The sequence below is a fragment of the Terrabacter sp. C0L_2 genome, from assembly GCF_036352015.1.
GTDB classification, from domain to species: Bacteria; Actinomycetota; Actinomycetes; order Actinomycetales; family Dermatophilaceae; genus Terrabacter; species Terrabacter tumescens.
In genome coordinates this window covers 3,461,657-3,478,912 of the sequence record NZ_CP143557.1, presented here as the reverse complement: position 1 = coordinate 3,478,912, position 17,256 = coordinate 3,461,657, and the positions used below count along the sequence as shown (strand labels likewise).

Here is a 17,256-nt window from a genome sequence, read left to right as displayed (position 1 = left end):
GGGATGTCAGGCCCGGGCCCGCCCGCGCCGGAAGCACGAGCGCTGAGACCCGCGACAGGGCCGTGGCTGCCGCAGGTGCCGCTAGCGTTGCAGGACCGGCGCAGCAGCTGTTAGTGCGCCTCGGCTCTGGTCGGAGCCCACGGCGGAGCTCCCAGCTCCAAGCTGGTCGACCAGCGCTCCCAGGCGCGTCGGGCGCCGGTCAGGCGACCCGTTCGGCTGAGGACCTTGACGAGATGGTCGAGCGAGGGCGAACTGGCCAACCCTGCGGAGTGGCGTATGGCCGGCAGGCGAACGCCGGGCTCGGGCCCGGCGTCGCGGACGGGTCGCTGCCGTCAAGCAGAAACGTGAAGGAGCCGGTGAAGCTGAGACGGACCGCGTCCTCCTGCTACCTCACGGTCACGACGTCCACGAGGTCCACGTGGGCCGGTGCACGGGCCATGACCGCGGTGGCCATGTCGCGCTCAAGGGCGGTCAGCCGGCCGCGACAGCCGGCGCAGTCCATCACCGTCAGGATCACCGTCTTGGCTGCAACGTCATTTCGAGCAGCCATCGGGGTAGCTCCGGCAGCGCGGGCGGTGAGCGACTGGGACGCCACTCACCGCCCGCTGGACCGGAGGGGACCTGGGGGAGCCTTCCGGGCCGTCGGCCGCCGCGCAGTGCGACGCACCAGTTGACAGGTTCGGACAATGACCCCGCAGGAACCGCGTCGTTTCGATGAAGGTTTCGTATCGGACACCGACAGCCCCGTGTGGGCGTCGTCCGTGACCGGCGCGCCGGCCGCCGGGCATCGAGGCGCTGGCCCTCGGCGCCGGAGAACGAATCGCTTGTCAGGGTCGTCCAATCCCGTGGTCTGCGCACGACGTGCAGGTCACGGGAGCACAGGTTTTGCCGGCGCGACGATCTTCCGGAACTGCCGCCTTGAGACGGGACGCCCAGGCATGCGTGCACCGAGTGGATTACCGGGTCACACGCAGCCACACGGCGGAGCGTCCTGTGCCCTGCGGCTTGAGGAGCCCCTCGTCCTTCAGCCCATTGAGGACGAGTCGAATGGTCGGATCGCTGATTCCGGGTAGCGCGGCTCTGACATCGGCGATCGCAAAGACAGACGCCCCGTGGCCCAAGACGTGCTCACGGACCCGTTCCGCTTTCGTGCCTCCAGACCTATCGGCGGCTACACCCTCAGCGAACCGGGCGTAGCCGCGAGCGAGGAGCTGGCTGAAGTAGGTCAGCCAGGGCCACGGGTCGTTGGCGTGGTCGTTCCAGTCGTGAGTTGAGTCGAGCAACGCCTGGTAGTAGGCATCAGCAGATTCGGCGATGAGCTGCTCGAGCGACACGTAGCGGCCGACCCCATACCCGGCCTCGGCGAGAAGGGCGTTCGTCAGCGCTCGGGCCACGCGACCGTTGCCGTCGTCGAACGGGTGGATGATGAGCAGATCCAGGACGAAGACACCGACGAGGAGCACTGGGTGGTGCCGGTTTGCCTTGACGGCATCGACGTAGCGGTCCATGAGCTCGGCGGCGTAGTACTCGGTGCGCGCAGCCGGGACGGGCTTGAATCGGACGGTCTGGATACCGTCGGGAGACCGGTCGACAACGAGGTTGTCGCTCTCCTTGAAGGTCCCGCCGGTGGCTTTGGTATCCGCAAACAGCAGCCGGTGCAGGTGAAGAAGCAGGCCGACGTTCAGGGGGCGCCAGTCCTCGGCGAAAAGGTAGTCGAGGGCAGCCCGGTAGCCGGCGAACTCTTGTTCGCTGCGGGTGCGCAGCTCGATGGGCCTGTTGGCGATGATGGCGGCCGCACGGCTGCGGTTCTTGACGACGATGCCCTCCAGGGCAGACGACGCGGTGATGCTCGCGACCCGTGCGCGGTTGGCCAGCTCGGTGAGGAGGTCGGGCAGCTGGTGGAGGTACAAGCCCTCGCTGCCTTGGCCGCGGTCGATGTCGCGCAAGGTCATCACCAAAGGCGCTGGCACAGCGCCGAGGGCGCGGTCAAGATCGACGAAGGAGTGCACAAGAAGTCCTCACAGAGGGGTCTAAACTACATAACGCGGCGGTCGCTTATGTAGTTTAGACCAGCTTGAGGGTAGTTTGGCGACTCCAGCGCCGCCGCGCCGCGCCGCTCTGCCTCGGCTGCTCGATCCGCTGCCGAGCTGGTCCAAGACCCGACACGCAGAGTGACGAGGTCGCGCCGCGGCCAGCACCGTGTCGACGAGCAGTGACGAAGCAGCTCCTCCCGATCCTCTTCCTGCTCATCCTCTTCATCGTTTTCAGGATCAACGCCGTCTGATCCTGGAGGTCGCCTCGCATGACTCCGGCTCCGGATCCTTGCTCGCTCCGGGCCTCCTTGCGGCCCCCTCAGGGAAGGTGCCGGTCCAGACGTCGCAGGACACGACCCAGGAGCGGCCAGTCCTGCAGCCCGGCGCGCACGACCAGGTCCCGGGTGGCCGCGAACGGGCGGTGCACCACGGCACCTACGGTGTGCACGTCGGCGTCGGCGGTGGACCTCGCCCGCCGCGACAGCCACCGTGCGCAGGCGGCGCAGACGCCGACCTCCGGGTGGGTCCCGAGCCGCGTCAGGTCGTGCTCGTCGAACGCGTTGCCACAGCACCAGCAGGTCGGACGCTGCGCCTCCTCTTGGGCAGCCACTGCCATGTCTTCATCCTCGCGCCGCCCGAGTCGCGAATCCAGAGCCGTGGAGGCCTAGTCAGCCGGCTCGCTGGCTGAAGACGTCGACGAGCTGGTCAAGCGAGGGCGAGCCGGCCAACCCGTGCGGGGTGGCGTACAGCCGACAGGCGAGGGCCGGGCTCGCACCCGGCGTCGCGAACGGATCCGCGCCGTCCAACAGGATCGTCGGGGAGCCGGTGAACCCCAGGCGGGCCGCGTCCTCGTCCGAGGTCACGGCCACCAGGTCCACGTGCACCTGCACCCGGGCCAGGACCGCCGCGGCCCTGACCCGCTCGACGGCGGTCTGCCAGCTCGGGCAGCCGTCGAAGTACATGACCGTCAGGTTCACCATCATCACTCCATCTTCGTCACGAGCACCCACCGGCGGATCGCGCATCGGCCGGGCGGGCGGTGAGCGACTGACACGCCACCCACCGCCCGCAGGCTCGGCGGGGACAGCTAGGCCCGCCGAACCGTCGGCCGCATCGCCATGCGGCGCCCACAGGATCGGACCGGGACCCGGCACGAGCGACGTGGTTTTGATGAAGGTTTCGTGTCGAGTGTGCACGGGACGCGACGTCCGCTGCCGTCCAGCAACGCTGCGCACCTGTCGCGAGGGCGGCTCCAGGCCCGCCGGCCGGTGACGGCGCCGCCCGCAGCTGCCCGGCCGCGTCGAACGCCGGCCGCGGCCACGGGAAGCGGCTCAGGGCAGCCCGCGGGCGGTCTGCCCGGTCGGCAGGGGACTCGCGGCAGCTGCAGTGGCCGGGCCGTGCTTTGGGAATGGCCGGGTCGGCGTGCGCCGGGTGCCGGCGCCGCTCTGGCCCGGTCCCTTCAGCGAACCTTCACGAGAACTCGAGGGGACGCGCTGGCTGTGCCGCTGATGCTGTCCCCATGCCGAACCGTCACCACGAGCAGCCCCGCCACCTCCACGCGAACGCGGGTCCTGGCGTTACCGCCATGGAACCGGTGAGCGGCTCGGCCACACCGTCCGCAACCCCGCCTGCGGGCCGTTCCTGGCGTTCGGCCGCCACGGCCGTGATCGGGTCGCTCCTCGGCGCGGTCCCGCACGTGCTGCACCACATCGGCCTCCTGGCGGGAGCGGCTGTCCTCAGCGGCGTGACCGGGAACGCGGTCCTGTACGTCCTCGGCCTCGTCTTCACCGTTCCGCTGCTGCGCAGGCTGCACCGACGCTTCGGCACGTGGGCAGCCCCGGCCGTCGCGACCGCCGTCTTCACCGGCCTGTTCGCGCTCTCGGCCTTCGTCATCGGCCCCGCGCTCGCCGGGAACAGCGCCGCGAGCACGGGTACGCCGACCCCCACGGTCAGCGTGGTGTCGGTGCCACCGAGCGCCCCCACCTCCGCCCCCATCTCCACGCCGACGGATGAGCACGCCGGACATCACCCGTGACGGGGACGCGGCCCTCGGGCGACGTCCGAGGCGACGTCCGAGGCGACGACCCAGGCGACGACCGAGGCGACGACCGAGGCGACGACCGAGGCCGATGCGTCGCCCGGTCAGGGACGCGAGAGATGGCACTCATGGTCCCCGGCACGAAGCGCGTCCTGGGCCCCAAGCCGAAGCTGGGACCGTGACCGGCCCACGGCCGCGGGCCTGCCGGGCCAAAGCCCCTGCCTCAACACGGGATCTTCACCGTTCCTGCCCCTGCCGTTGACCGTGGCCGGCGCAGGGTGAAGGTAGCCGACCGGTGCCCGAGCCGACGTCATGACAGGACCGGCCCGGCGGGACCGACGAGGCCTGGCAACAGCGGCGCCCCGTGAGAGGGACAGGTGATGACGATGGGTGCTCACGGCAACAGTGCAGACGCGGCCCGGCGCGAGGGCAGCCACCGCTCATGGTCGCGCGCCGGGACCGGCCCGAGCCTGCCCGTTCGAGCCGGAGACAGCGACGTGCCCGGAGGCCTGCCACACCCGCGGCGAGTGCTGACCGTGGAAGGGGTTACGCGCAGCTTCTCGACCGGGCTGTGGCCGCGACGCCGCCGCATCCAGGTGCTCCGCGGCGCGGACCTCACGGTGGATGCCGGCGAGGTCGTCGGGCTCGTCGGGGAGAACGGGTCCGGGAAGAGCACCCTGATGAAGGTCATCGTGGGCGCGCTGGCCGCTCAGGCCGGGACGGTCGCCGTGGCGGGAGCGGTCGGCTACTGCCCGCAGCAGCCGCAGCTCTACCCGCGTCTCACCTGCCGTGAGCACCTGGACCTGTTCGCCGCCGCGTACCGTCTGCCGCGGTCGCTCCTGACCGCGCGGACCGAGGAGCTCCTGGAGGTGCTGAACTTCGCGCGGTACGCGGACACCCGCGCGGACCGTCTCTCCGGCGGTACCACGGCCAAGCTGAACCTGTCCCTGGCCCTGCTGCACGACCCGGAGCTCCTGCTCCTGGACGAGCCGTACGCCGGCTTCGACTGGGAGACCTACCAGACCTTCTGGACCCTCGTAGAGGAGCGCCGCCGCTCAGGGGTGAGCGTGCTCATCGTCAGTCACTTCGTTGCCGACACCGAGAGGTTCGACCGGATCGTGCGTCTCGGGGACGGACGCACGACATCGTCGACGGTCAGGTCGACACCGTCGCGGGAGACGGCGCCCCAGGCGACGGTTCCCGCGGTGCGCGGGGAGTCAGGAGGTGCGCGATGACCGGGTGCCGCCAGGGTGGCGCCGGCGTCCGGGGCTGGGTCGGGGCGCGTCGCGCAGCGTCGGGCGGGCTCGCCCAGTCAGAACGGCAGAGGCTCGGGACGGTGCTCGTCTGCTTCGTGCGCGAGGCTGCCCGCGTCCCGGCCACGTGGGTAGTGCTTCTCGTCGTGCCCGTCGTCTTCGTCCGGGTCGCGGCCCCCACCCTGACCGACGCCGCGCGCATCCTGGCGGGGGCGTCGCAACGGGTACCGGTCGACGCGGTCGCCGCCGGTTGGAGCGCGGCGTTCGTGACCGCGCTGGCGGGGTTCTTCCAGGTGTTCGAAGGTCGCACGGTTGACCGCCGGCTCGCTCTCGCTGGCCTGCCGGCCCGTTGGGTCACGACCGGGCGCCTCCTGACCGGGCTGCTGGTCGCCGCGGTCGCGGTGGCGGCGTCGCTCGTCACGTTGCGCGTCAGCAGCACGGGCGCGCTCAGCTCGCGCGCCGTCGCGGCCACGGCCGCGTCGGCGGTCATCTACCTGGCGGTCGGGCTGGCCGTCGGCGTCATCGCCCGGACCGCGGTCGGGGGCGTGACGACGATCCTGTTCGTGTGGATCCTCGACACGTTCTTCGGGCCGGCGATGAATGGGACGACGTCCCCGGTCACCCGGGTGCTGCCGTTGCACTTCGTGACCTTGTGGCTGCTCGAGTCCCCGACGCGGCACGGGGGGCCGGAGCCATGGCTCGGTGTCGTGGTGTGGGTGCTCACCGCCCTGGTCGTGGCCGCGGCCACGCTGGTGCTGGTCAACGGGCTGCGTCTGCGCTCGCCTCGACGGCACCGGTGGGCACCGGTCGCACCGTCCACGCCCACCGCGGGCGCCGCGTCCGGATCCGCGACGGGGTCGGCCTCGGACGCGACGCCGAGTGATGACGCCGGTGGTGCGCCGCACGTGGGTCGTGCTCCCGACTCACCGGCTGCCCGCGTGCAGGTCACGACGGTGCCCCGGCGACCGACGCGGGCCTCCGCGCGGGTCTACGCCCCGCGCGGGTTGGCGCTGGTGACGGCCGGCGGACGCGACATGGCCCGCACGGCGGCCCTGTGGAGTCTGCTCGTCGTCGTCCCGGGCGTCTTCATCGTGCTCGCGGCGTGGACGACGCCGCATGGGCGCGAGCCGGTCTCCGTGCTGGAGGCGGGCCGGGTCCAGCAGTGGTGGTTCGACCCGGCGCTCATCCATGCCGGCACGATGGCGCCGGTCGCGATTGCGGCCCTGTCCATGCTCGTTGGGGTGTACGTCGCTGCGGACACGCGCCCGGGGGACCAGCGTCTCGCGTGGGCGGGGATGCCCGCGGCGGCGGTCGCGGGGACGCGCGTATTGCTCGCCGCCGGTGCCAGCGTCGCCGTCACGGTCGTGTCGATGGCGGTGACGGCGGCGCTGTTCACGCCGGCGCGGTGGGGCCCGTACCTCGCGGGCAACGCCCTGCTCGGCGTCACGTACGCGAGCCTTGGTGTCCTCATGGGCGCCAGGACCGGGCGGGTCACGGGCACGTTCCTCGCGTTCCTGCTGCCGTTCCTGGATGTCGGCTTGACCCAGAGCCCGATGCTGCGAGCGGAACCGCCACTGTGGGCGAGCCTGCTGCCGGGGTCCGCCCCGACGCGGGTCCTGCTCGATGGCGCGCTCACACCTGGGTTCGATCGCGGCTGGCAGCTGCTGTTCGCGGCCGCGTGGGCCGTGCTCGCCACGTTGCTCGCTGGTGTGGCCGTCCGGCGTGCCGTTGGGACGCGTCACCACCCACGGGTGCCCGTTCCCTGACCCTGGACGGGGTGCGCACCCTGCACCCCCCGACGCGGTGACCGCCGAGGACCGCCTCTCGGCGGTCACCGGCCGGCTTCGGCACCCAGCGCGCCGGTGACGTCACCCCCGCGGGACCGGCCGCATGTCGGGTCCGCGACAGGACCCTCACCGGGTCGCGGTCGAAACCCCTTGCCATCCGTTGACCATCTTCGTACCGGTTCCGGGTTGAAGAGGCGGCGCTGAGAGGAACATGTTGGTCAGCGGGCGCTAGCCCTTTCGGGGATCCGACCAGCAGTAGAAGGAGCTCGTTGATGCGCACTCGCGTTCTCGCCTCGGCCCTCACCGCCGCAGCCCTGGCCATGGTTGCCCCCGCGTCCGCACTGGCAAACCACTCGTGGAGCGGCTACCACTGGGCCCGCACCAGCAACCCGTTCACCCTGAGGCTCGGTGACAACGTCACGTCCGCGTGGGACTCGAGCCTGACGCTGGCGAGCAGCGACTGGACGAAGTCGTCCGTCCTGGACACGACGGTCGTGGCCGGCTCGACCCGACCGAAGACGTGCCGCCCGACGGCCGGACGCGTCGAGGTGTGCAACGCGTCCTATGGCAGCACCGGGTGGCTCGGCATCGCGTCCATCTCTGTCACCGGCGGCACCCACATCACGCAGGGCACCGTCAAGCTGAATGACACGTACTTCAACACGGCCCAGTACAACACTCCCGCCTGGCGCAACCTGGTCACCTGCCAGGAGGTCGGTCACACGTTCGGGCTCGCGCACCAGGACGAGAACTTCAACAACGCGAACCTGGGCACCTGCATGGACTACACGAACGACCCCAGCTCGAACCAGCACCCGAACCAGCACGACTACGACCAGCTCGTCAGCATCTACAGCCACACCGACAGCACCACCACCGTCGGGGCGGCGCTGCCCTCCGGGTCATCCGCGGTCTCGGTCGGCAACGACGAGCGCAGCTGGGGACGCCTCGTGGAGGGCTCGCGGTCCGAAGGACACTCCACCCACGTGCGTGATCTCGGCAACGGCAACCTCGTCATCACGACCGTCACCTGGGCTCGCTGACCGGCCCAACCACGAGGTTCCCGGCTGCACCCTTGGGCCCGACGCGCCCGTCGGACCTGTAGCCGCTCGATGCGCTGTCGCAGCGCCCCGCCCCGCCCGGCCCCGCTCCGCCCGCTGCCCTGACCTTGGTCGCTGACTGGGTCATCGACGCGCTCGGTCCCGGGGCGGGGTCCGCGGGCGCCGCCTGTGGGATTCGCCCGTGGGCTTCACTCGTGACTTCACCTGTGGGCTTCACGCGCTGGCCTGCCCGGGGCGCCTTCGACGCGCTGGTCCGTACCGGTCCGTGGGGCGTCGTTCGGCGTCGGGGTGGCAACCGTCGGTCGAGCGTGGCACCCGTGCGGCTACGCGGTGCGGCTGTGCGGCCCCGCACCGGGCGTGGATGAAGCCGGGGAGCCTGCGGGCATGGCTGAAACCCTCGCTGGAGACATCGCTGCAAGGATCGCTCCGTGACCATCGCTGTAACGAGGCCCTGCTGGGCCAGCCAACGGGGACAGGCTGCTGGACTGCAGCGGGCCGCCCGTGCGCGTGGCTGCCGACGGCGCGGCGGAGCGCACCATCAGCGGCAAATGAGTTCCTGTGGTCGGGCGCACCCTGAAGCCCCAAGAAGCATCGAGTGCGGCTCTGGTGGCATCTAGTGGAGCTTGGATCTGCGGACGACACGTAGCCTGACGCGATGAGTGAGTTTGCAGTGCTACTGGATGAAGACGCTGGGACCGTTCGGCCGCGGCGGGTCGTCGATCCGACGGAAGCACGAGACATTGCACTGACGCTCTTGCAGATCTTTGAGATCCCCGCAGTTGCCAAAGGCGACGACGGCATCACCTTTCCTGACGACATGGACGAACGCGACGGCGATCTTCAACACGCCATCCTGCGACTGTCTGACCTGCGGTTCCCGCTTAGGGGGAGCCCGCGCGCTCAAGCGCTCGCCTCGGACTGAGTCCATCCTGAGCGCGGCGGATGGATGAGTGCGTTCTCTGGCGTGCGAGAGTGAAATCGGAGAAGGGACTCCGATCGAAGTACTGCGCTGGTGACCTTTCGCAACGGCCAGCAGCGTGAGCGTGGGGGCGCGGGCGGGGTGGGCGGGGTCAGCGGTAGAGGTCGACGGCCCACTCCTCGGGACCGAGCTGCTCGATGAGCCCGTCGGTGTCGGCGTCCCGGTACTCGTCCTCGATGCGGCCGGCGGCGGCACCTCCGCGGGTTCGGACCCTGACGTGGAAAGTCCCGGTGCCGGCCGAGAAGTCCTCGAGGCTGACCTGGGCGCCCGCGGAGGTGTTCACCAGGAGCCGGCCGGTGGGCAGCTCCAACGTCGTCGTCAGCACCGTGGTGAACGGTTCACCGGCCGCTCCGGACGAGGAGGGTTGCGGGTCGAACTCTTGTGCCAGCTCGTCCGCCGTACCGGCCCGGATGAACAGTCGCATCGGGACCAACTCGGCGTGGACATGGAGCACCAGCTCGGACGCGCTGGCCGTGACGGCACCACCCGGCGGGGGAAGTGCCGGCACGGACGCGTGCCCGCGCAGGGCGCCGTCGAACAGGGTGAGGTAGCCGCCGCTGGCGCGCAGCGTGGTCTGGGTCGTGTCGGTCACTGAGGGTCCTCGCGCAGCTCATCCAAGCACCGGGTCATGGGCGGCAGCGTGACACAGGCGAACCCCTTGCGCCTTGGCTCGTCGAAGACCTGCGCCACTCGGCACGGGATCCGCAATGACAGCGGCCCGGGACCGAGTCGCATCACTGCGACCGTGCCCGCCTGGGCAGTCGCATCGGAGGCATGGACACGCAGGCCCGCCTTCTCATGCATCAGCCAGCCCTTCAGATCGCGTGCGGCGCCGTCGAAGTCCCTGCGCTTCAAGCGCCTCTCGACTTGGAAGTGTCGGTATTCCGATGGGACCTCGGGGGCAGCGGTCCATTCTCTCGCGTACGACAACGGCACAGGTTGCAGGGGCGCGGCGTCGTCATGGGTGAGCAGCTGGACTGTCATGTCTCCATGGTCTCCGACATGGAAGAAGATCCGAACTGCGGCAGATCCCGACATTCCCGCGCTGACGCTGCGGCGGCAGTGAGCCGGCTACCCCGCTCGCGGCCCTCGCCGCCTCAGCGCCGGAACGTCCAGCTCTGGGATGGCCCGAAGCAGGAACCGGTCGAAGTGAGGAACGGTGAAGGCCGCATATCCGTGCTCGGGGGTGTAGAGCAGGCCCATGTTGATGAGTTCGGCGCGGGTGGGTCCCAGGTTCTGTGAGGTGCGACCCATGAGGTCGGCGACGTCCGAGGCCTTCTGCGGATCCGGGCCGAGCTGGGCCATCGCTCGCAGGTACGCCCGCTGCAGTTCGGTGGCTCGGTCCAGGCGCACCCGGAAGAAGGACTCATCCAGCTTGGCCTCGTAGCCTGGCACGGTCAGCGTGAGGTCGTCGCGAGTGATGGTGGGGTTCTGGGCCACGGTCCAGACGGCGTAGCCGAGCTCTTGGAGGAAGTACGGGTAGCCGCCGGTGATGGCCACTGCCTCGTCGAGGGCCTCGCCAGTGAACGTGACCCCCTCGTCGGCAGCGGGTCGGGAGAGCGCCGCCTTCGCGTCCTCGGCTGACAGATTGCCGATGGCCGGGAACTTGAACAGGCGCTCGGCGTACGACTTGGCGTCGCCGGCGAGCTCGGCAATCTGGGGTAGTCCGGCGCCCACCATCGTGATGGGCAACTTCCGCTGCACCATCTTGTGCAGGGCCTCGATGACCGCCTCCAGCTGCGGCTTGCTCAGGAACTGGACCTCATCAAGGAGCAGGACGACCCCGCGGCGGCGCTCGGCAGCCGCCTCTCCGATGGCGAGGAACACGTCGGTGAGGTCGAGGGCCAGGTTGGCGTGGTCGGCGAACCCTTCCGCCGCCTCGACGTCCAGCCCAGCCGACCAGCCCCCCGCGGCGTCGACACTGACGGTGAAGGACTTGAGGACGGCGGCGGCGTGCTTGAAGCGGTCCGTCCACCGGGCCTTCGGGGACAGCTCGAAGAGTGCGGTGCGCAACCTTGTCGCCAAGTCACGTCGGAACTCCGAGTCGTCGTTCTTGCTCACCTCCAGCTCGAGGACGACCCACTCCCTGGCCAGCGCCTTGCTGCGGAACTGGCCCAGCAAGACGGTCTTGCCGACCCCGCGGAGCCCAGTGATGATCATGGATTGCTCGGTGCGGCCGGACTCGATGCGGGCCAGCAGAAGGTCGAATGAGCTGAGCTGGTCGTCACGGCCGACGACCGCCTGGGGCTCGGCTCCGGCATTCGGGGTGTAAGGGTTGGTCAGCGCCTGCACAACCGACACGTTACAGGTTTTAGGGCGCTTTACCTGTTCGTAGTAAAACCCTCTAAAACAGATAACGCGTCCGCTGGAGCCGCCGAGAGCGGCGGGCAGCTCACGTCCGCTTCTCGGCTACTTAGAGAATGGGGTCAGGTTCTGGCCTGGCCGGGCTGGGGCTTAGGTGCCTGAGGTTGTCGCTCTCATTTCGGCTGCCCATCGTTCGCGGTGTGGCTCGCACATGGCCTGCGCAGCCTCGGGCATCGCTAGGGCCGGGAGAGGCTCAAGAGAGGAATGCGCTGCCTGAAGTAGCGGTGCCCTCCCGACCGTGCACTAACGCTGACCCGGGCCGCGCCGGCGCCACCAGCCGATCTCATCGCGTCACTTCAGGTCAGGCGCTTTTCAGCCATACGCCGGAGCCTGCCGGGTCGTCGACGTCCACCGCCGGATGCGACTGGACCAGGGCCCGCCGGATCTGGGCGTACTCGTCGACGTCGATGTCACCTCGAGCCAGCCGGTCCTGCAGGGCCGACAACGCGTCGCCCGAACTGATCATCGTGGCCCGTACGGTCTCCGACGTCTCCGACGTCTCCGACGTCTCCGACGTCTCCGACGTCCCCAACGCCCGCGGGCCGGTTCCCACCCCGCCGGGGCGGGTGGCTGGCGCGGGACCTCGCTCCTCACCCCCGTTCCGCTGGAGCGGGTGGAGCTGGCGGCGGCGCCGTCGCCGAGCCCGCAGACGGTGCGACGGTGCCAGCACCTCGCGTACGGCCACCGCCACCAGAAGCCAGAAGGCGACGGTGACTACCACCATCAGCAGCCACATCCCGGCGCCCAGCCCCAACCCTGTGTCCCACATCATGGGTCCAGCGTGTGCCGCACCCGTCACGATCACCCGTGGGCTCCGTGAAGATCTGACGAAGAAGCCCACCGAAGGGCCGGTCCCGAACTGTGAAGCCGTCCGAGCAGGCCACACTGGGGACATGAGCAGCCCCGCCCACCCACCCGCGACGCCGTCGAGGGCTCCCGCGACCGGCCCGACGTCCGGGGCCGCGAGCGCGCGCATCCTCGTCGTGGAAGACGAGAAGGACCTGGCCAAGATGGTCGGCGCGTACCTCGAGCGTGCCGGTTACGCGGTCGACCTGGTCCACAACGGCCACGACGCCGTCGACGCGGCCCGCACGGGTCGGCCGGACGCCATCGTGCTCGACCTCGGGCTGCCCGGGCTCGACGGTGTCGAGGTGTGCAGACAGGTGCGCACCTTCTCCGACTGCTACATCCTCATGCTCACCGCGCGAGACGACGAGGTCGACAAGCTGGTCGGCCTGTCGGTGGGGGCCGACGACTACATCACGAAGCCGTTCAGCCCGCGCGAGCTCGTCGCGCGCGTGCAGGTCGTGCTGCGCCGGCCCCGGTCCGCCCCGTCATCGGACCGGGGTGAGGCGATCCGAACCTTCGGCGACCTGTCCGTTGACGTCGAGTCCCGCGAGGTGCACGTGGCCGGGCAGCCCGTCGAGCTCACCCGAACCGAGTTCGACATCCTCGCGGTCCTGACGGACCGGCCCCGGCTGGCCTACTCGCGCCGCCAGCTCATCGACGAGGTCTGGGACGCCGCGTGGGTCGGTGACGAGCACATCGTGGACGTGCATGTGGCGCACCTGCGCCGCAAGCTGGGCGATGACCCGTCCAGTCCCCGGTTCGTCGACACGGTCCGGGGTGTCGGATACCGCATGGGTACTGGCTGACCCCGACCGGTCGGACGCAGGCGGCGGCAGTCGCCGAACGAGTGTAGAGGTCTACACTAGTGGCGCATGGTGGGGCGTGACGAGCCCGCACACGGCGCTGGCCAGAGTGAGGAACGAGCTCCCTTCGACGTGCGCGTCTTCGACCAGGGCCGGGTCTGGGTCGAGCGCGACGGAACCCGTCGCGCGCTGGCCACACTGACCGCCGTCGAGCTCGAGGAGCTGGTGGCATTCCTCCGCGCGCACCGCGACGTCTTCTACCTGCTCGTGTTGCGCCGCGAGGTCGCCTTCCGCCTCCTTGCCGTTGCGGCGGCTGCCGAGGACGCCGCGCAGGGTGCCCCAGACGCGCGAGCGCCACACCGTGTCGCCCAGCCGGGGCCTGCAGGGACGCCCGTCACGGGGCCGATGCCTCTTCGTGGGCGCGATCGCCGTGCGGACCGGAACTGGGCCGCTCTGGGCCGGGGCCCCGACGCGTGGCTTGCTGCGACTCCGCTGATGCGCGCCCTGCTGCGAGCCGCCTCGCTGTGACCACCCGAGTGGCGGCTGCGTCGGGCACGTTCATCCCCGGCGTGGGGCCGCGGTGGGGGAGGGCCGTGGTGGGCAGTGGGTGGGGCAGTGGGTGGGACAGTGGGTGGGGCAGTGGGTGGGGCAGTGGGTGGGGCGTTGGGTGGGCCGTGGGTGGGCTGCGGTGCCAGACCCGGGTGCCGTCCTGTCGCGCATCTTGACCAAATCTTCAGAACTTCACTGCCAGACGTGCATGTCCCGATGTGACCGTGACCGTCGAAGGGTTCGGAACGGCACCGCTCCTCTAGGTCGCGGCTGCGCGTTCGCGCCCGACTCGCGACGTTCGACAGGAGCAGGCGGTGGCGGCGACACGCACCAGCAGAGGCGGACGGCTCGGGGGCTCGTCCCCGGCCCGCGCACTGCCTGCCGGGCTCGCGCGCCGTGGCTGGCGTCGTCCCGTCGGGGGATGTCTCTCCTACGGTGACGTCCTCGGGTCCGACGCCCAGGTCAGCGGCGCGGTCGGCGAGCTCACCTACCTGTTCGGTCTCGGATGCTTCACCTAGACGGGCGTCATGATGGGGACGATGCGCGCTACGGACCACCGCCGCTGATGCGCACTGGCCGTCGCGACACCCCCGGCCGGCTGACCGCGCCGGCGGACTGCGCCGCCCCCGGTGTCGACCGGGGTGAGCGGCGGCGACGGTCGCGCCGCACCTGGCGCTGCCGGAGTCCCCGGAGCCCCCGGAGTCCCCGGAGCCCTGAAGTCCCCGGAACGGCGCGAGACCGGAGCGCACCCGCGGCGCCCCGTGCTGTGAAGCATCGCCACGATGACACACAACGATATGACCCTCTTGTGGGGTCGCTGACAGGAGCACCATGACCGAGACGATCGTCCTGCATGTCGGGGGCCTGCACTGGGCCACGTCCGTGCCCGCCATCGAACGGGCCCTGATCGCTCGACCAGGCGTCCTCGCGGTGTCCGGTAACGCCGTCGCCCAGACCGCGACCGTGGAGTTCGACAGCGACGACACCAGTGTCGAGCAGCTTCAGGAATGGGTGCGCGAGTGCGGGTTCGCCTGCGCGGGAGAGTCCGCACCCGCGCACATCTGCGTTCGTGAGGACGCCCATGCGTCGGCGCCCGCTGACGTTGCCGCCGCAGCCGGACACGCCGGCGCCAGTCACGGCGGGGCTAGCCACGGCGGGGCGAGTCACGCGAGCGGGGGAGGCCAGCAGCACGCGGTGGGTTCGCCGCACGACGCGGAGACGACGGGGCGGTCACCGCACGACACGATGGGACACGGTGGCCACGCCGGCCGGTCGATGGACGCCATGGTCCGGGACATGCGCAACCGGTTCATCGTCGCAGCCGTCCTCGCGGTCGCGATCACGCTGTGGTCCCCGATGGGCCGCGACATGCTCGGCTTCACCCTCCCGGCGCCGTTCGGGCTCCGCGACGACGTGTGGACCTTCCTGCTGAGCCTGCCGGTCGTGTTCTACTCCGCGTGGATCTTCTTCGACGGTGCCGTACGCGCGCTGCGCAACCGGACCCTGGACATGATGGTTCTGGTCGCGGTCGCGGTCGGCGCGGGATGGCTGTACAGCGTCGGCGTCACCCTCAGCGGCGGCGGTGAGGTCTTCTACGAGGCCGCAGCGGTCCTGACCGCGTTCGTCCTGCTCGGGCACTGGTTCGAGATGCGGGCCCGCGGCGGCGCGAACGAGGCGATCCGGACCCTCATCGACCTCGCGCCGCCGATGGCGACCGTGCTGCGGGGTGGCCAGCCGGTCGAGATCCCGACGGCGGACGTCGTGGTCGGCGACCTGCTGCTCATCCGGCCCGGCGCGAAGGTCCCGACGGACGGGCGGGTCGAGGAGGGTCAGTCCGAGGTGGACGAGTCGATGGTGACCGGCGAGAGCCTTCCCGTCGCCAAGAGTGAGGGCTCCGAGGTCATCGGTGCCTCGATCAACACGACCGGGACGCTGCGGGTGCGGGCCACGAAGGTCGGGGCCGACACCGCCCTGGCCCAGATCGTCGCCTTGGTCCAGGAGGCGCAGAACTCGAAGGCGCCCGGCCAGCGCCTCGCCGACCGGGCCGCGTTCTGGCTGGTGCTCGTCGCCATCGTCGGCGGCCTGGCGACCTTCCTGGTCTGGCTGGGCACCGGCGCGAGCGTCGAGACCGCCCTGCTCTTCGCGATCACCGTCGTCGTCATCACCTGCCCGGACGCCCTCGGGCTCGCCACCCCGACCGCCATCATGGTCGGGACCGGCCTGGCCGCGAAACGCGGCGTGCTCTTCAAGAACGCGACCGCCCTGGAGACCTCGGCGCGCATCGACACCGTCGTCATGGACAAGACCGGCACTCTGACCAAGGGCGCACCCGAGGTCACCAAGGTCATCGTCGCCGGCTTCGACACGGCGAGGCTTCTTGGTCTCGTGGCCGCCGTCGAGAAGGAGTCCGAGCACCCGCTGGCCGCCGCCGTCGTGACGCACGCCACGGCGTTCGGGCGCGGCGACCAGGTCGCCACCGACTTCCGTAACGTGCCCGGACAGGGGGCTGTAGCGACCGTCGACGGTCACCGTGTCACGATCGGCAACCGGCGTCTCATGGCGACGGAGAACATCGAGCTCGGTGACCTCCTCACCCAGCGGGACACGCTCGCAGCCGCTGGACAGACCGCGGTCCTCGTTGGGGTCGACGGCGTCGGCGTCGCCGTGATCGGGCTGGCCGACGCGGCCCGTGAGACGTCCGCGGACGCGGTCCGTGCCCTGCATGAGCTCGGCGCCCAGGTCGTCATGCTCTCGGGGGACAACCAGGCGACCGCAGAGCGGATCGCGAGCCAGCTCGGCATCGACACCGTCATCGCCGAAGTCCTTCCGGCCGACAAGGCAGACCAGATCGCGCGGCTGCAGCAGTCCGGGCGTCGGGTCGCGATGGTCGGCGACGGCGTCAACGACGCGCCGGCGCTCGCGCAGGCAGACCTCGGCATCGCGATCGGGGCCGGGACGGACGTGGCTATTGAGACAGCCGACGTCGTCCTGATGCGGTCGGACCCGCTCGACATTCCCACGGCGCTGCGGGTCGGGCGCGGCACCCTGCGCAAGATGCGGCAGAACCTTGGGTGGGCTGTCGGGTACAACGTCATCGCGCTCCCGATCGCCGCGGGCGTGTTCTCTGCGTGGGGCCTGACCCTGCGGCCCGAGATCGCGGCCCTGTCCATGTCCGGGTCGAGCCTGATCGTCGCCGTGAACGCGCTCATGCTGAAGCGACTTCACCTGCCCGCCCCCAGCCCAGCGGCGCCCACCGCCCGTGGCGCGGCACCGGACGCGCCAGCGCCGGCGCCGGCCAGCCATCGCCACGCTGGCGCGGTCGACCGGCCGGACGTGGCCGGCCACCCCGACGGTTGACCGAAGCGCTCCAAGACTGCCCCGGAGGAACGGACCGCCCGCCCGTCGTCCACGGTGCGCCGCTGCACGCCGCGGCGTCCTCGCGCGCGGGCGTATGGCTGAAACGCGCTGACCTGCGGGGACATAGGACCCCCGATGGGCAGGTGCCGACGGCACAGGTTGGGCCCAGTGCGCTCACGGAAC

The 17,256-nt window shown here is 70.6% G+C and carries 15 protein-coding genes; 8 read left to right on the top strand and 7 right to left on the bottom strand.

What is annotated here, in order from left to right:
- Positions 1-956: 956 nt before the first annotated feature.
- From U5C87_RS15970 to U5C87_RS15960, 3 genes are all read right to left on the bottom strand, one after another.
- Positions 957-2,009, bottom strand: a complete 1,053-nt coding sequence (locus tag U5C87_RS15970; protein WP_330473506.1) for a Fic family protein — start codon at positions 2,007-2,009, stop codon at positions 957-959.
- A gap of 343 nt (positions 2,010-2,352) precedes the next feature.
- A complete protein-coding gene (locus U5C87_RS15965) occupies positions 2,353-2,649 on the bottom strand; it encodes a hypothetical protein (protein WP_330473505.1) in 297 nt (98 codons plus the stop codon).
- 52 nt (positions 2,650-2,701) lie between these two features.
- The gene (locus U5C87_RS15960) at positions 2,702-3,016 is read right to left on the bottom strand and encodes a thioredoxin family protein (RefSeq protein ID WP_330473504.1); all 315 of its coding nucleotides are present in this window, start codon (positions 3,014-3,016) and stop codon (positions 2,702-2,704) included.
- 602 nt (positions 3,017-3,618) lie between these two features.
- Here U5C87_RS15960 and U5C87_RS15955 point away from each other — a divergent pair.
- The 5 genes from U5C87_RS15955 to U5C87_RS15935 all read left to right on the top strand — a co-directional run bounded on the left by U5C87_RS15955 (position 3,619) and on the right by U5C87_RS15935 (position 9,094).
- Complete coding sequence (locus U5C87_RS15955) at positions 3,619-4,068, top strand: hypothetical protein (protein ID WP_330473503.1); 450 nt, start codon at positions 3,619-3,621, stop codon at positions 4,066-4,068.
- A gap of 383 nt (positions 4,069-4,451) precedes the next feature.
- Positions 4,452-5,306, top strand: coding sequence for an ABC transporter ATP-binding protein (locus tag U5C87_RS15950; protein ID WP_330473502.1), 855 nt, complete (start codon positions 4,452-4,454; stop codon positions 5,304-5,306).
- The gene (locus tag U5C87_RS15945) at positions 5,303-7,090 is read left to right on the top strand and encodes an ABC transporter permease (RefSeq protein ID WP_330473501.1); all 1,788 of its coding nucleotides are present in this window, start codon (positions 5,303-5,305) and stop codon (positions 7,088-7,090) included. The genes U5C87_RS15950 and U5C87_RS15945 overlap by 4 nt, the downstream gene beginning before the upstream one ends.
- Before the next feature lie 293 nt (positions 7,091-7,383).
- The gene (locus tag U5C87_RS15940) at positions 7,384-8,154 is read left to right on the top strand and encodes a hypothetical protein (protein ID WP_330473500.1); all 771 of its coding nucleotides are present in this window, start codon (positions 7,384-7,386) and stop codon (positions 8,152-8,154) included.
- Positions 8,155-8,827: 673 nt separating this feature from the next.
- A complete protein-coding gene (locus U5C87_RS15935; RefSeq protein ID WP_330473499.1) occupies positions 8,828-9,094 on the top strand; it encodes a hypothetical protein in 267 nt (88 codons plus the stop codon).
- A gap of 148 nt (positions 9,095-9,242) precedes the next feature.
- On the opposite strand, the gene U5C87_RS15930 is transcribed toward U5C87_RS15935, so the two are convergent.
- From U5C87_RS15930 to U5C87_RS15915, 4 genes are all read right to left on the bottom strand, one after another.
- Positions 9,243-9,743, bottom strand: coding sequence for a hypothetical protein (locus tag U5C87_RS15930; protein ID WP_330473498.1), 501 nt, complete (start codon positions 9,741-9,743; stop codon positions 9,243-9,245).
- Positions 9,740-10,135: a DUF1990 family protein gene (locus tag U5C87_RS15925; RefSeq protein WP_330473497.1), complete on the bottom strand. Its 396-nt coding sequence runs from the start codon at positions 10,133-10,135 to the stop codon at positions 9,740-9,742. Before U5C87_RS15925 ends, U5C87_RS15930 begins: the two co-directional genes overlap by 4 nt.
- Before the next feature lie 87 nt (positions 10,136-10,222).
- The gene (locus U5C87_RS15920) at positions 10,223-11,443 is read right to left on the bottom strand and encodes an ATP-binding protein (RefSeq protein ID WP_330473496.1); all 1,221 of its coding nucleotides are present in this window, start codon (positions 11,441-11,443) and stop codon (positions 10,223-10,225) included.
- Positions 11,444-11,816: 373 nt separating this feature from the next.
- The gene (locus U5C87_RS15915) at positions 11,817-12,287 is read right to left on the bottom strand and encodes an SHOCT domain-containing protein (protein ID WP_330473495.1); all 471 of its coding nucleotides are present in this window, start codon (positions 12,285-12,287) and stop codon (positions 11,817-11,819) included.
- Positions 12,288-12,408: 121 nt separating this feature from the next.
- Here U5C87_RS15915 and U5C87_RS15910 point away from each other — a divergent pair, with 121 nt between their 5' ends.
- The 3 genes from U5C87_RS15910 (at position 12,409) to U5C87_RS15900 (ending at position 17,073) form a co-directional block, all read left to right on the top strand.
- Entirely contained in the window at positions 12,409-13,170 is a 762-nt protein-coding gene (locus tag U5C87_RS15910; RefSeq protein ID WP_330473494.1) for a response regulator transcription factor, read from the top strand.
- A 129-nt stretch (positions 13,171-13,299) separates the two neighbouring features.
- Entirely contained in the window at positions 13,300-13,695 is a 396-nt protein-coding gene (locus U5C87_RS15905; RefSeq protein ID WP_330473493.1) for a hypothetical protein, read from the top strand.
- An 852-nt stretch (positions 13,696-14,547) separates the two neighbouring features.
- A complete protein-coding gene (locus U5C87_RS15900; RefSeq protein ID WP_330473492.1) occupies positions 14,548-17,073 on the top strand; it encodes a heavy metal translocating P-type ATPase in 2,526 nt (841 codons plus the stop codon).
- The last annotated feature ends 183 nt before the right edge of the window (positions 17,074-17,256 follow it).

Excerpts from the sequence above, each read along its gene's own strand:
- U5C87_RS15935 (WP_330473499.1), top strand. The coding sequence starts at position 8,828 with ATGAGTGAGTTTGCAGTGCTACTGGATGAAGACGCTGGGACCGTTCGG.
- U5C87_RS15960 (WP_330473504.1), bottom strand. The coding sequence starts at position 3,016 with ATGATGGTGAACCTGACGGTCATGTACTTCGACGGCTGCCCGAGCTGG.
- U5C87_RS15900 (WP_330473492.1), top strand. The coding sequence starts at position 14,548 with ATGACCGAGACGATCGTCCTGCATGTCGGGGGCCTGCACTGGGCCACG.
- U5C87_RS15940 (WP_330473500.1), top strand. The coding sequence starts at position 7,384 with ATGCGCACTCGCGTTCTCGCCTCGGCCCTCACCGCCGCAGCCCTGGCC.
- U5C87_RS15950 (WP_330473502.1), top strand. The coding sequence starts at position 4,452 with ATGACGATGGGTGCTCACGGCAACAGTGCAGACGCGGCCCGGCGCGAG.
- U5C87_RS15965 (WP_330473505.1), bottom strand. The coding sequence starts at position 2,649 with ATGGCAGTGGCTGCCCAAGAGGAGGCGCAGCGTCCGACCTGCTGGTGC.
- U5C87_RS15925 (WP_330473497.1), bottom strand. The coding sequence starts at position 10,135 with ATGACAGTCCAGCTGCTCACCCATGACGACGCCGCGCCCCTGCAACCT.
- U5C87_RS15945 (WP_330473501.1), top strand. The coding sequence starts at position 5,303 with ATGACCGGGTGCCGCCAGGGTGGCGCCGGCGTCCGGGGCTGGGTCGGG.
- U5C87_RS15915 (WP_330473495.1), bottom strand. The coding sequence starts at position 12,287 with ATGATGTGGGACACAGGGTTGGGGCTGGGCGCCGGGATGTGGCTGCTG.
- U5C87_RS15910 (WP_330473494.1), top strand. The coding sequence starts at position 12,409 with ATGAGCAGCCCCGCCCACCCACCCGCGACGCCGTCGAGGGCTCCCGCG.
- U5C87_RS15955 (WP_330473503.1), top strand. The coding sequence starts at position 3,619 with ATGGAACCGGTGAGCGGCTCGGCCACACCGTCCGCAACCCCGCCTGCG.